Consider the following 13,377-nt stretch of genomic DNA (forward strand, 5'->3'; position numbering starts at 1 on the left):
ATCATCCCACGGGAGCGGCAGGGTGACAAATGGGCATTCGTCGCCTGGTTCCCAAGAACGGCCATGCTCGTGTTCATTTGCCCGCAGCGATCATTGTGGCGTGCAGCACATAACGCTCCGGCCCCTGTGTCAGGGCGTCGAATGGCCAGCAGGTCGACAGCACCAGTTCGGCGCTCTCGGTCCCTGGATCGATCCCCGAGGCATCGAAGCGCACCACACGGGCGGCGTCGGCGCGATAGCGGAACGTCTTGCCGTCACGCCTGACGATGTCGATCTCGTCGCCGATTTTGATGTCGCGCAGGAAGCGGAAATGCGTGTCGCGGTGCGCGGAGTACACCGCGACGCCCGGCTCGCCCGGCTCGGCGCTGCCTTCGACATGGCCGGCACCGAAGGCGAGCGCCTGGCCGCTGGAGCCGGCCAGCGCGATGGTGGAGACGCCGAGGCGCTTCACCTCGATGCGCGCCACCGGGACCGTGTCGGCCCAGGACCAGGGCTTGGCGGCATGGCCGGTCGCAACGGTCTGGCTGAACGCGCGGTCGAGCAGCACTTGCGCGAGAACGGCCTTGGCGTGGATGAAGGCGCCGTGGCCGAACAGGATGAGACCGACGAGCGCGACGGCGAGCGGGGTGACGAAGCGGGGCATTCTCTCTCCTCCCGTCATTGCGAGGAGCGAAGCGACGGAGCAATCCAGAGTCGGGTCCTGAGCCCTGGATTGCTTCGCTTCGCTCGCAATGACGTGCTCCTTAGTTGGCAACTCGTCGCCTGATCGCGACCAGCCAGATCAGTTCGAGCATCAGCACGCCCAACCCGAGCAGCATGCTCAGCTCGGCATCGGTCGCCGTCTTCGGCAGGGTGATCGTCGCGGGCGACGCTGGCACCACCGGTCGCTTCACCGCGGCGGGCTGGACGTCGCCGTCGGCCTCAGCGCGGCGCTCGTTCTGCATTGCCGGCACCCGGCCGTGCTCGCCGAACACCTTCTCGAAGTCCCAGCCGGCCGGCAGGTTGATCGGCAACTCGGCGAGCCTCAGCGGCTCGCCGTCGGGACGGCGCGGCGTCTTGTCGACGGCGACGAGGCTGGTCAGGCGCGTCACCAACTGATGCTCCAGCGCCAGCTTGAGAATGGCGCCGTCGGCTTCCTCCGGCGTTATCTGCCGCATGGTCCTGGCCACCTCGGCGTCGCCGATCTTGCGCCGCGCCCACAGCTTTGAGAGGCCCTTGCCCTCGGCGGCGCCGGACAGCGGCAACGTGATGGTCCATGGCTGGTCGCCGATGCGGCCCTTGAGCTGCAGCGATCCGGCGAGACGGTCGATCTTGGCGGCGAGCACGAGCGGCTCGTTGCGATAGACGTCCGGCAGCACGGCTGGCGTGAGATCGGCGGAGGCCTCCGAGAAGCTCGCGCTGAGCCCGGTCACGATCGGGTTCTCGAGCTTGGCGAAGAGATCGCGCATGCGCCCCTCGACCTGCTCGACCGAGCCGATATGGGTGAAGGCGCCGCGGCCAAGCTCTGAGGCGCGGGTCATCAGATAGGTGTTCGGCGCCGAGCCGATGCCGACCATGAAGATGCGCGAGCGGCCGCGCATTGCGGTAATGGTCTCGAATAGCTGCTGCTCGTTGCCGATGGCGCCATCGGTGAGGAATACCACCTGTCGCACGCGGTCGCCGTCGCTGCCATCATCGGTCAGCGCCGCGCGCATCGCCGGCACCATCTCGGTGCCGCCGCGCGCGTCCAGCGAACTCACGAAGCTGGTGGCGCTGCCGACATGCTCGGCATCGGCCGGCACCGAGGCGGGGAAGAGCACCGTCATGGTGTCGTCGAAGCGGATCACGTTGAAGCGATCGTTCGGCTGCAGCCGTCCCAGCGCATAGAGCAGGCTGGCCTTGGCCTGGCGGATCGAGGTGCCGCCCATCGAGCCGGAATTGTCGATCACGAAGATGACGTCGCGCGGCTGCGGGCGCTGCGCCGTTGCAGCCACCGCCGGCGGCGTGACGAAGGCGAGCAGATAGTCGGCGTCGCCAACCTGCTCGTGAAACAGCCCGACCGACGGCATCGTCGCAGCGGCCGGCTTCCAGGTCAGCTCGAAGTCGCGGTCGGCCGGCACCACGCCCTCGGCCAGGGTGACGACTCGCGTCTTCGCATCGGGGCTGTCGATCGTCACCTGGTGATGGTGGCTCTTGACCTCGCCGAGCGCAAAGCCGGCCTGCAGCCGCACCGCGATCCTGGTTGGATTGACCGGATCATTCTTGGCCGGATCGAGCACCTCCGGGGAGATGCGTTTGCGGTCCGGTACCGGATCGTTCGCAGCGGCGCCCCAGCCGTTGCTATCAGGGCGCAAATCGACGCTCTGCACGATCGGCGCCGGATTGTAGCGCGGCGCGACGACCAGCGGCACCCGCAGCGAGAATTCGCCGGCCGCCTGCGCCACCGGCTGCTGATATTCGATCTGCACCAGCACGGTTTCGCCGGGGCCGATATTGGCGAGCGAGTTGGTGAAGATGTTCGGCCGCTCCTGCTCGGTCAGCGCCGCGGTCTTGCCGTCGCGCTTGGCCTGCTCGTAGATCACCTTGGCCTGTTCGCGCGGCTTGATGTCGCCGACCACGACGCGGTCGCCGACGATCATCTTCAGCGAGTCCACCGCGCTGTCCGGCGGCAGCGGATAGACATAGACCGCCTCCATCCATTGCGAACTCGTGTTCTTGAACAGTTGCGTCACGCGCGCCCGCGCCGTCGGCCCCGACACGACGATATCGACGTCGATGCCGAGCCGCGGCGCCTCGGCGTAACCGGCGTCGCTCTTGAACAGCAGCGCCCCGGAGCGGGCATCGCCCGGCCTGGTCAGCGGCGCCAGCGGCCCTTCGGCGGACCAGCCAGGGGTGACGCTGAGAAACAGCGCCGTGAAGCCGACCAGCAGCACGGCGGCGGCCTGCAGCAGCAGGAATAGCAGCATGGTCACGATCCACGACCGGACCGGATGGGTGCTGCTTCTGATATCGTGGTCCATCGTCTCGCTCATCATTGGCTCCGCAACGAACAATTTCGGCATGCCGACACTGAGCGCAGCCCGCCAGCGCCGCGAGCGGAATGGTCGGTCTTGTTCGGCCGCCGCCCGCCCGCGCATGTCCGGTGGTGGTCGAGAGCGCGGCTGATCTGTCCGGGTTTGTGCTGATTTGTCCGTCTGCTAGAAGAGGTGCGCACCACGCGGCAGGGGACAGGATGTCGATACCGGACAACAGCGAGCTTTCCGACGAACAGAGCCGGCAGGTCGCGGAGACCATCCGCGAGGAGATTGCGCGGCGCCGGATGTCGCGGCAGGCGCTGGCGGAGCAGGCCAAGCTGAGCCTCTCGACCCTGGAGAAGGCCCTCGGCGGCCGCCGCCCGTTCACGCTCGCCACCATCGTCCGGCTCGAGCAGGCGCTCGGCATGTCCCTGCGCAAGCCGCCGAGTGCACCTCTCGCCGCACCTGCCGCAAGCGGCGGCATTGCGCCCGACAGCCTCGGCTCCTATTCGCGGCGGGCTGTGGAGTGGATCGAGGGCACCTACGTCACCTTGCGGCCGTCATTCGGCGACAAGGACGCCGTCTATGCGTACCGCACCGACATCGTCTGGGACGATGCGGCGTCGTCGCTGGTGTTTAGCGAGGGCGCGCGGCTCGATGCGGCGTTCACGCAGTTCGGCGAGGTCGCCGTGCCCAACCAGTCCGGCTTCGTCTACCTCGTCACCAACCGCCACGGCCAGCACCGGCTGATCACGGTGTCGCGTCCCACCATTACCGGCGAGATGTACGGCATCATCACGACCTTGCTCGCCGGCCGCGGCTCGCTGCTGACACCGATCGCCGCGCCGATCGCGCTGCTGCCGCTGCGCAATGTCGATGAGCCGAGCTTCGGCCGGCTCGGCGCGGATGACCGGCACTACCCGCTGTATCGCGAGCACCTGCGCAAGACGGTCGAGGAGCCGTTCGCGCTGTTCGTGCAGGGCGTGCCGTGACGTGTTGGGCGCAAAACTCACCACCGTCATTGCGAGGAGCGAAGCGACGAAGCAATCCAGAGTCTCGCACTCAGCCTGGATTGCTTCGCTTCACTCGCAATGACGGAGCATGTTGGGGGGGGGGCGGCATCGCCTCAACGCACCCCCGTCATCCCGGCGAACGCCGTGATCCATAACCATAGGGCGTGGGTTGAGGCAGGATAGTCATGAGCATCTCGCCCCTCATGTCTGCTGCGGCGTATAGGTCCCGGATCGGCGCCGCAGCGTGCTGGCGCACGTCACGGCTTGTCCGGGACGACGGGAGGGGAGATCGGATTCACATCTCAAACAGCGCGAACGTTGCGAGCAATTCGGGTCTCAGCAACGCTCGGAAATTGTGAAAGAGGGGCATAAAGATACAGTCTCGCGGCGGGTGACGCCCGAGCTATGCGACCGGTTCGTCCCTCCTGAAAGTGCAGAGGGCGCAGGGAATGCCGGGTGAAGGCCTCACCCATGGCCCGCCTGCGAAAAGAATGCAGGCGGCAGGTACCACAGGTGCAGCCGACATTCCGGCATTCCCTGCGCGATGGGTTGAACGCTTATACGCAGTCTCCCTGGTGCGCCGGCTTGTTGGCCACCATGGCGACAATGCGCTTGCGCGCATTGCGCTGGACACCAGCTTCGGGGTGTCAGGACGCTGCGACTTCACGTCCGCGAGCGATCGTTCGTCCGCGCCCTCGTGAGAAGACGCTGCGATCTCTCGCGGCCACCGCATCCCCGCCTCGCGTGTCGTGACGATCGCGCGCAACGCCCCTCTGCGGTGAGGCGGGATGTCGAGAGATGATCATGGATTCGGAAAAATAGCAAGAAGTTTTTGGATGGCAGAATGTTGCGTCACGGGCAGTCTGCTCCCCTCCCCCTTGCGGGGAGGGGTCGGGGGTGGGGGTCCACGAAGACCGCTCGAAGTATTGGGGTGATGAGAAGGAATTGTTCTGGGGGGTGGTTGCGGCGCCGAAATGCGCTGTGCCCTTCACGGCCTTTGGAGTGCGGAGACCCCCACCCCCAACCCCTCCCCGCAAGGGGGAGGGGAGCCGATCGTCGGCGTAGAGAGAGGGGGGCTCAAGCGATGCGGCGCGTCGTTGGACGATTCCGAGTGAGGCGCCGCAGCGACGCTGCTATCCCCCGACGTCCGCGCTGATGATGTCGCCGAACAGGTCCCATTTGCCGCCCTTGAACTGCATCATCTTGAGCTGCTCGATCGGGGCGAAGTCGTTGGGGCCGGTGTTGACCTTGATGCCCGGGATCAGGGTATCCGGCGCGAAGTCCTTGAGGCTGGCGGCCTGCTTCATGACGTTGTCGCGGGTGAGAGTGTCGCCGCACTGTTTCAGGGTCTGCACCATGGTCTGGGCCGCGGCATAGCCATAGGCGAGGTTGGCGTCGGAGATGTTGGCGCCCGGCATGTACTTGTCGATGAAGGCCATGAACTTCTTCATGCCCTCGTCGTCCTTCCACTGGGGGTCCGACGGATCCTTGAGATAGCCGGCGGACAGCACGCCCTCGGACGCCTCGAGGCCGGCCGGCTTCATCACCGCGCCGATCGAGATCGAGACGTCGGTCATCAGATGCATCGGCTTCCATTCCAGCTCGGCGATCTTCTTGATCGCCTGCGCCGCGAATTTCGGCGTCGAGATGTTGACGAACACGTCGGCGCCGGTGCCCTTGAGCTTGACGATGTGGGAGTCGATCGATGGCTCGGTGGTCTCGTAGCTCTCCTCGGCGACGATCATGGTCTTGGCCTTGTCGCCGAGCACCTCCTTGATGCCGAGGACGTAGTCCTTGCCGAAATCGTCATTGGCATAGAAGATCGCGATCTTCGCGTTCGGCTTCTCCTTTAGGATGTACTTGGCGAAGATCCGCGCCTCGACGCGGTAGCTCGGCTGGAAGCCCATGGTCCAGGGGAATTCCTTCGGGTCGTTCCATTTGCTGGCGCCGGTGGCCAGGAACAGCTGCGGCACCTTCTTGGCGTTGTGATATTTCTGCACGGCGGTCTGGGTCGGCGTGCCCAGCGCGTTGAACACCAGGAACACCTCGTCGCTCTCGATCAGCTTGCGCACCTGCTCGACCGTCTTCGGCGGGCTGTAGCCGTCGTCATAGGAAATGAAGTTGATCCGGCGGCCGTTGATGCCGCCCTGATCGTTGATCATCTTGAAATAGGCCTCCTCGGTCTTGCCGATGATGCCGTAGGCCGAGGCCGGGCCGCTATAGGCCTCGACGTTGCCGATCCTGATCTCGGTGTCGGTGGCGCCGGTGTCGTATTTCTTTTGCGCAAGCGCGCTCTGGCTCGCCAGTACGGAAAAGGCGGCCGCGGCCGCGAATGAGAGCAGTGTCCTGGTCGTCATCGGCAACATTCCCTGGGCTTCCTCTGGTTGAATTTTTGTGATTGTCGTTCTTGTTCTTGGCTTGCGGCGATGGCGACCATGGAAGGCCGCTCACGGCAACGAGTGGGCAGATGTGTGCAATGCACTGTCTTGCGTCCAGGCGCTGGCCGTGGGAGGCCGGCCGGGCCGACCGGGCGCGCCGCAGGTGATTTTGCCGGTCAGCCACTCCACGCAAGTTGATACGGGCGTTTCCGGCGCATCTTCGGAAGCGCACGAAGCAGGATGCTCCCGGCACCGCCATGACGAAAAGCCCGTTCTACACGGCCGAGCACGAGGCCTTCCGCGACGTCATCAAGCGCTTCGTCGACAAGGAGATCGCGCCGTTCGCGAGCGCGTGGGACGAGGCCGGAGAATTTCCGCGCGCGCTATATCTGAAGGCGGCGGAGATCGGCCTGCTTGGGCTCGGCTTCCCGGAGGAATTCGGCGGCGTGCCGGCCGACCAGTTCATGAAGATCGTGTCGTCGCAGGAACTGGCGCGTGCGGGTGCCGGCGGCATCAGCGCCAGCCTGATGAGCCATACGATCGGCGCGCCGCCGATCGCGCGCGCCGCGCAGCCGCAGGTGAGGGCGCGCGTGCTGCCGGAGATTCTGGCTGGGCGCAAGATCTCGGCGCTGGCGATCACGGAGCCGAGCGGTGGCTCAGACGTTGCCAATCTCAGGACCCGGGCCGTCCGCAACGGCGATCGCTATGTCGTCAGCGGCGAGAAGACATTCATCACCTCCGGGATGCGGGCCGACTACATCACGGTCGCGGTGCGCACCGGCGGACCGGGGCCGGCGGGCGTCAGTCTGCTGCTCGTGCCGGGCGACACGCCGGGGCTGACGCGCACCAGGCTCGACAAGATGGGCTGGTGGGCGTCGGACACCGCGACCCTGCATTTCGACGGCTGCCGCGTGCCCGTCGAGAACCTGATCGGAGAGGAGGGGCAGGGCTTCAAGCTGATCATGCACAATTTCAACAGCGAGCGGATGGGCATGGCGGCGAGCTGCACGGCCTACGCCCGTGTCTGCCTCGACGATGCGATTGCCTACGCCAAGGAGCGCCAAACCTTCGGCAAGCCGCTCGCGCAGCACCAGGTCATCCGCCACAAGCTGGTCGACATGGCGCAGCGCGTGGCGGCATCGCAGGCGATGCTGGAAATGCTGGCGTGGCGGCTCGAACAGGGTGACAATCCGGTCGCCGAGATCTGCATGATGAAGAACCAGGCGACGCAGACGATGGCCTACTGCGCCTCCGAAGCCGTGCAGATCTTCGGCGGCGCCGGTTTCATGCGGGGTGTCCGCGTGGAACGGATCTATCGCGAGGTCAAGGTCAACGCCATCGGCGGCGGCACCGAGGAGATCATGAAGGACCTGGCGAGCCGGCAGATGGGATTGTGACGCGTGCCTCCCGCGCGCGTCATTCCGGGGCAGCCCGCAGGGCTGAACCCGGAATCTCGAGGTTGTTGCAACGAACGCAAAGCAATCTCTGGATTCCGGGTTCAAGGCCTGCGGCCTTGCCCCGGAATGACGAGCGTGACTCAGTCAAATGAGACCATATCGAGATTCCCGGTTCGGTCGCTCGCGATCGCTCCGGAATGACAGGGAATGAAACATGCTCTTCTCCGCCGACCACGACGAACCGCGCCGCATCCTGCAGAAGTTCATCGCCGCCGAGATCAATCCTCACGTCGACGAATGGGAGGAAGCCGGCATCTTCCCCGCGCATGAGCTGTTCAAGAAGCTCGGTGACCTCGGCTTTCTCGGCCTCAACAAGCCGGTCGAGTTCGGCGGCCAGGGGCTGGACTATTCCTACGCGCTGATGATGGCGGAAGAGCTCGGCGCCATCAATTGCGGCGCGATCCCGATGGCAATCGGCGTGCAGACCGACATGGCGACGCCGGCGCTGGCGCGGTTCGGCTCCGACGAGGTGCGCAAGGAGTTCCTGGCGCCCGCGATCTCAGGCGACTACGTCGCCTGCATCGGCGTCTCCGAGCCCGGCGCGGGCTCCGATGTCGCCTCGATCAAGACCCAGGCGCGCGGCGATGGCGACGACTACGTCATCAATGGCGGCAAGATGTGGATCACCAACGGCACCCAGGCCGATTTCATCTGCCTGCTCGCCAACACCAGCGACGGACCTGTCCATCGCAACAAGTCGCTGATCTGCGTGCCGATGAAGAGCAAGGGCGTGCAGGTCGCGCGCAAGCTCGACAAGATGGGCATGCGCTCGTCGGATACCGCGCAGATCTTCTTCGACAACGTCCGGGTGCCCAAGCGCAACCGCATCGGCGAGGAGGGGCAGGGTTTTACCTATCAGATGATGCAGTTCCAGGAGGAGCGACTGTGGGCGGGCGCCGCCTGCCTGAAGGCGCATGAGTCCATCATCAACGCGACCATCGAGTACACGCGCAACCGCAAGGCCTTCGGTCGCTCGATCCTCGACAACCAGGTCGTCCATTTCAAGCTCGCGGAAATGCAGACCGAGGTCGAGCTGCTGCGCGCGCTGACCTACCAGGCCGCGGAGGCGCTGATCGCCGGCGAGGACGTGACGCGGCTCGCGACCATGGTGAAGCTCAAGACCGGCCGGCTCGGCCGCGAGCTTACCGACGCCTGCCTGCAATATTGGGGCGGCATGGGCTTCATGAACGAGACCCCGGTCAGCCGCGCCTATCGCGATTCGCGCCTGAGCTCGATCGGCGGCGGCGCCGACGAGGTCATGTTGACCATCCTGTGCAAGATGATGGGGACTTTGCCCGGCACCGGCAAAGCCGGGAGCGCCTGATGATCACGCTGTATCATTGCGACGGCGCCCGCTCGTTTCGCCCGTTGTGGATGCTGGAAGAGCTTCGACTTAACTACGAGTTGAAGATGCTGCCGTTCCCGCCGCGGGTGCTGGCGAAGGAGTATCTGGCGATCAATCCGCTCGGCACGATCCCGTTCATGATCGACGGCGAGACGAAGATGACGGAGTCCTCGGGCATCTGCCATTATCTCGGCATCAAGCACGGCCCGACGCTGCTGATGGTCGGGCCTGAGGAAAAGGACTACGGCGCGTTCCTGAACTGGATGTATTTCTCCGACGCCACGCTGACGTTCCCGCAGACGCTGGTATTGCGATACACTCAGCTCGAGCCGGAAGAGCGTCGCTCGCCGCAGGTCGCCACGGATTATGCCAAGTGGTTCCTGGGACGGCTGCGCGCCGTGGAGGCAGCGACCGCGAATGCCGAGTTCTTGTGCGCGGGTCGTTTCACCGCGGCCGACATCGTGATCGGCTATGCATTGCGTCTCGCAGACACGCTTGGGCTCGCCAAGGATTTTGGGCCGAATGTGGCTGCCTATTGGGTGCGATTGCAGCAGCGCGAGGGCTATCAGCGGGCACGCGCCGCCGAGCAGCGTGCGGGCGTGGAGCAGGGCATCGAGCCGCGGGTAAGGCCGTAGCTTTGGGCACGTCATTCCGGGGCGATGCTCACGCGCGCCCCGGAATGACGATCATCTCGGATCGGTGAGTTAACCGCGACAAAAATCGGCAATCGTCGCCGATGACAGGGGCGCGAATTGCGCTATGGTTCTTCTCCAAAGAAGCGGCCGACAGAGCCGCGCCTCAGGAGGAAGACCATGGATGTGACCCGCCGGGACTCCGGCCATCTCATGCTGATCACGCCCGAGCGAGTCTTCTACGCCGGGCTGCTCGGCCGTCCGCGCCAGCGCTGCTCGGGCGCGTGCCATATCTACGTCGCGCTCACCGGCAGCCTGCGGCTGATTCCCGACGGCGGCGAGGAGCGTCGCGGCGAGCTGCTGGTCGTGCCGCCCAACAGGCCGCACACGATCGAGAGTGATTATCGGACCGTCATCGTCGTAACGATCGAGCCGGAGAGCGTGCCGATCGGCACCTTGGATCGCTTCGCGAGCAAGGTCACCCGCGAGGCGGAGGCCTATGCTGGCCGCATCCGCGCCGCCTATGAGGAGCTGGTGCAGCGGCCGCTGAGCGGCGACGTCACCAGCGCCGTGTTCGACCGGCTGTGCTTCGGCGAGGTGCTGCCGCAGCGGACGCTCGATCCCCGCGTGGTCAAGGCGATCGGCCTGATCAGCCGCTTCTCCGGCGAGCCGGCCACGGCCGAGAGCTGCGCCGCCGCCGTCGGGCTCTCGACGTCGCGCTTCCTGCATCTGTTCAAGGAGGAGACCGACATCTCCTTCCGCTCGTTCCGCGCCTGGAAGCGCGCGCGGCATCTGCTCAACTACGCCAACCAGGACCTCAACCTGGCGCATCTCGCGCAGGACATCGGTTATCCGGATTCCACGCATTTCAGCCACTCGATCCGCCGCTTCTACGGGCTGAAGCCGCGCGCGATCTTCTCCGGCTCGCGCGATCTCGCGATCTACCGCGCCGGCGAGGTCGCCTTGACCTGACCTTTCCTGGCTGCGTGCCGCGCGAGCGCGGCGCGCAGTGGGAACTTCGACAGTTCGAGCAGGATCAGCGTGGTCAGCGCGGCTGTCGCGGTCAGGGCGAGATCGTCGGCGTGCAGCGGTCCGAACCGGAACAGCGCCGCGGCGGCGGGTAGCGTCAGGCTGGTCGCGAGCACGGCGACGACGAAGCCGATCACCAGCAGCAGCATGCGGTTCGGCCGCAGCAGCGCCTCGCGCAGCGAGCTCGAGAACGAGCGGTTGACGAAGATCAGGCTGACGATCACCGACACCAGGGTGAAGAACACCAGCGCGCGGAGCTCGTCGTCCGGCATGCCGTTGCGGTGTGCCAGCAGCAGGACGCCGCCCGTGGTGAGCATCGCCAGGATGCCCTGCAGCGCCCCCCACAGCACCAGCGGCCGCGGCAGCAATGGCTCCTGCGGATCGCGCGGCGGCCGCCGCATGATGTCGCTTTCCTCGGTCTCGGCCTCGAACACCAGCGAACAGACGGGATCGATGATCATTTCGAGAAAGGCGATGTGTACGGGTCCGAGCAGCAGCGGCAGGCCCGTGACGAGCGGCAGCAGCGCCAGCCCGGCGATGGGAAAGTGCACGGCGAGGATGAAGCTCATCGCCTTGCGCAGATTGTCGTAGATGCGCCGGCCGAGCCGGATCGCCTTGACGATCGAGCCGAAATCATCGTCGAGCAGCACGATCGCCGAGGCCTCGCGCGCGACGTCGGTGCCGCGGCCGCCCATCGCGATGCCGATATGCGCGGCCTTGAGCGACGGCGCGTCGTTGACGCCGTCGCCGGTCATCGCGACGATCTCGCCACAGGCCTTGAGCGCGGTGACGATGCGCAGCTTCTGCTCCGGCATGATGCGCGCGAACGCCGTCGGCGCGCGCGCCGCAAGCGCCAGGGCGTCGTCGTCGAGATCGGCAAGCTCGGGGCCCGCGATGACGCGCTCGGGATCGATCCCGGCCTGCCGCGCAATGGCGGTGGCCGTCGCGGGATAGTCGCCGGTGATCATGATGACGCGGACGCCGGCGGAGCGGCACTCGGCGACGGCATCCTTCACCTCCGGACGCAGCGGGTCGGCGAAGCCGACGAGACCGCGGAACGAGAACGCGAAGTCCTGCTGCGTGTCGGGGAGCGCCTCGCCGCTCCAGCTCGCCTGGGCGACGCCGAGCACGCGCAGGCCCTCGGCGGCGAGCGTCTCGACGCGCGCCTGCAGCGCCGCCAGCTCGTCGCCGTCGACGCCGCAGAGCGATGCGATCGCTTCCGGCGCGCCCTTGGCCGCCACGACGCCGGCGCCGTCGCGCGACCAGACGTTGGTCATCGCCAGCAGGTCGGGGCGCAGACCGTAGCGCCGCTGCAACGTGGCGCCCGCGGTGGCGTCGGCGCCGAGCGCGTGCAGCGCCTGCTCCATCGGATCATGCGACTGCGGGTCGCAGGCGAGCACGGCGGTGGCGACGAGATCGCGGAAGGGCGGTGTGATGGCGTCCGGCGTCGCCGTCGCAGGCTGCAGCGCGCCGCCGTCCGGCAGCACCAGCCGGGCCACCATCATGCGGTTCTGCGTCAGCGTGCCGGTCTTGTCGGTGCACAGCACGGTGGCGGCGCCGAGCGATTCGATCGCCGAAGCACGCCGCGTCAGCACCCGCGCCTGCGAGATGCGCCAGGCGCCCATCGCCAGAAACACCGTCAGCACCACCGGGAATTCCTCCGGGAGCATCGACATGCCCAGCGCGATGCCGGCGAGGATTCCCTCCAGCCAGCCGCCGCGGTACACCGCATAGAGCACGACCGTGACCGCAACCACGATGGCGCCGGCGATCGCGAACGCCAGCACCAGGCGCCGGGTCTGCTGCCGCAACCGCGGCGTCTCGGTCTCCAGGGCGGTCACCGACTGGCCGATCCTGCCGATCGCCGTGTGCGGCCCGGTCGCCATCACCTCGGCAATGCCGCCGCCGCGCACCACCAGGCTGCCGGAGAACACGAAGGGCTGGTCGTCGCCGCCGGCCACGGTTGCCGCGTCCATCGCTTCGCCGGCGGCCGGCCGCTTGCGCACCGGCACGGATTCGCCTGTCAGCAACGATTCATCTGTCAGCAGATCGTCGCATTGCCGCAGCACCGCATCGGCTGCGACGCGATCACCTTCCGCCAGCACGATGAGATCGCCGCGCACCACCTCGCGGCCGGCGATGCGGATGCGCTCGCCGTCGCGGATCACCAGGGCGCGCGGGCTGGAGAGGTCGCGCAGCGATTCCAGCACGCGCTCGGTCCGCGCCTCCTGCACGATGGTGATGAAGACGGAGGCCGAGGCGAACACGCCGAGCAGCATCGCTTCCGCCGCGTCGCCCAGCGCGAGATAGATGCCGGCGCCGCCCAGCAGCAGGAGAAGCATCGGTTCCTTCAGCACGTCGGCGACGAGGCGCAGGATCGAGCGCGAGCCCGGTTGCGGCAGCTCGTTGAAGCCTTCCGTCCGCAGCCGGCGCGCTGCCTCCGCCGCGCTCAAGCCATTGGGAAACATCGGCGCAGGTTGTGGGTCGATCGACATTGCACGCCCGTGAGGAGAAGCAGGAACCGCTTAGC

Annotated in this window: 9 protein-coding genes; 5 read left to right on the top strand and 4 right to left on the bottom strand. The window is 66.6% G+C overall.

The genetic code is table 11. The features are described from left to right. Positions 1-73: 73 nt before the first annotated feature. Positions 74-643 carry a class GN sortase gene (locus QX048_RS18620; protein WP_315827912.1) on the bottom strand — a complete coding sequence of 190 codons (570 nt, stop codon included), beginning with the start codon at positions 641-643 and terminating at the stop codon, positions 74-76. Positions 644-743: 100 nt separating this feature from the next. After that, positions 744-3,011 carry a marine proteobacterial sortase target protein gene (locus QX048_RS18625; protein ID WP_315827913.1) on the bottom strand — a complete coding sequence of 756 codons (2,268 nt, stop codon included), beginning with the start codon at positions 3,009-3,011 and terminating at the stop codon, positions 744-746. Between the two features lie 200 nt (positions 3,012-3,211). Here QX048_RS18625 and QX048_RS18630 point away from each other — a divergent pair, with 200 nt between their 5' ends. Continuing rightward, positions 3,212-3,985, top strand: coding sequence for a helix-turn-helix transcriptional regulator (locus tag QX048_RS18630; RefSeq protein WP_315827914.1), 774 nt, complete (start codon positions 3,212-3,214; stop codon positions 3,983-3,985). Between the two features lie 1,154 nt (positions 3,986-5,139). Here QX048_RS18630 and QX048_RS18635 read toward each other — a convergent pair. Next, complete coding sequence (locus QX048_RS18635; RefSeq protein ID WP_315717056.1) at positions 5,140-6,372, bottom strand: ABC transporter substrate-binding protein; 1,233 nt, start codon at positions 6,370-6,372, stop codon at positions 5,140-5,142. Positions 6,373-6,641: 269 nt separating this feature from the next. On the opposite strand from QX048_RS18635, the gene QX048_RS18640 reads away from it, so the two are divergent. The 4 genes from QX048_RS18640 (at position 6,642) to QX048_RS18655 (ending at position 10,790) form a co-directional block, all read left to right on the top strand. Then, positions 6,642-7,781, top strand: a complete 1,140-nt coding sequence (locus QX048_RS18640; RefSeq protein WP_316195112.1) for an acyl-CoA dehydrogenase family protein — start codon at positions 6,642-6,644, stop codon at positions 7,779-7,781. A 214-nt stretch (positions 7,782-7,995) separates the two neighbouring features. Beyond that, on the top strand, positions 7,996-9,165 hold the full coding sequence (locus QX048_RS18645) for an acyl-CoA dehydrogenase family protein (protein ID WP_315717058.1): 1,170 nt from the start codon (positions 7,996-7,998) through the stop codon (positions 9,163-9,165). Beyond that, the gene (locus QX048_RS18650; RefSeq protein ID WP_316200609.1) at positions 9,165-9,821 is read left to right on the top strand and encodes a glutathione S-transferase family protein; all 657 of its coding nucleotides are present in this window, start codon (positions 9,165-9,167) and stop codon (positions 9,819-9,821) included. The genes QX048_RS18645 and QX048_RS18650 overlap by 1 nt, the downstream gene beginning before the upstream one ends. A 177-nt stretch (positions 9,822-9,998) precedes the next feature. Further along, positions 9,999-10,790: a helix-turn-helix domain-containing protein gene (locus QX048_RS18655; protein ID WP_315827916.1), complete on the top strand. Its 792-nt coding sequence runs from the start codon at positions 9,999-10,001 to the stop codon at positions 10,788-10,790. Here the strand turns inward: QX048_RS18655 and QX048_RS18660 are convergent. Continuing rightward, positions 10,760-13,342, bottom strand: a complete 2,583-nt coding sequence (locus tag QX048_RS18660; protein ID WP_316200610.1) for a cation-translocating P-type ATPase — start codon at positions 13,340-13,342, stop codon at positions 10,760-10,762. The two genes, QX048_RS18655 and QX048_RS18660, sit on opposite strands and share 31 nt — an antisense overlap. Positions 13,343-13,377: the final 35 nt, after the last annotated feature.

Origin of the sequence: Bradyrhizobium sp. SZCCHNS30572, assembly GCF_032484415.1 — a bacterium.
Lineage (GTDB): Bacteria > Pseudomonadota > Alphaproteobacteria > Rhizobiales > Xanthobacteraceae > Bradyrhizobium.

Bases quoted from the DNA above. Each gene is read 5' to 3' on its own strand.
- QX048_RS18650 (WP_316200609.1), top strand. From the start codon at position 9,165: ATGATCACGCTGTATCATTGCGACGGCGCCCGCTCGTTTCGCCCGTTG.
- QX048_RS18635 (WP_315717056.1), bottom strand. From the start codon at position 6,372: ATGTTGCCGATGACGACCAGGACACTGCTCTCATTCGCGGCCGCGGCC.
- QX048_RS18660 (WP_316200610.1), bottom strand. From the start codon at position 13,342: ATGTCGATCGACCCACAACCTGCGCCGATGTTTCCCAATGGCTTGAGC.
- QX048_RS18630 (WP_315827914.1), top strand. From the start codon at position 3,212: ATGTCGATACCGGACAACAGCGAGCTTTCCGACGAACAGAGCCGGCAG.
- QX048_RS18625 (WP_315827913.1), bottom strand. From the start codon at position 3,011: ATGAGCGAGACGATGGACCACGATATCAGAAGCAGCACCCATCCGGTC.
- QX048_RS18640 (WP_316195112.1), top strand. From the start codon at position 6,642: ATGACGAAAAGCCCGTTCTACACGGCCGAGCACGAGGCCTTCCGCGAC.
- QX048_RS18620 (WP_315827912.1), bottom strand. From the start codon at position 643: ATGCCCCGCTTCGTCACCCCGCTCGCCGTCGCGCTCGTCGGTCTCATC.
- QX048_RS18645 (WP_315717058.1), top strand. From the start codon at position 7,996: ATGCTCTTCTCCGCCGACCACGACGAACCGCGCCGCATCCTGCAGAAG.
- QX048_RS18655 (WP_315827916.1), top strand. From the start codon at position 9,999: ATGGATGTGACCCGCCGGGACTCCGGCCATCTCATGCTGATCACGCCC.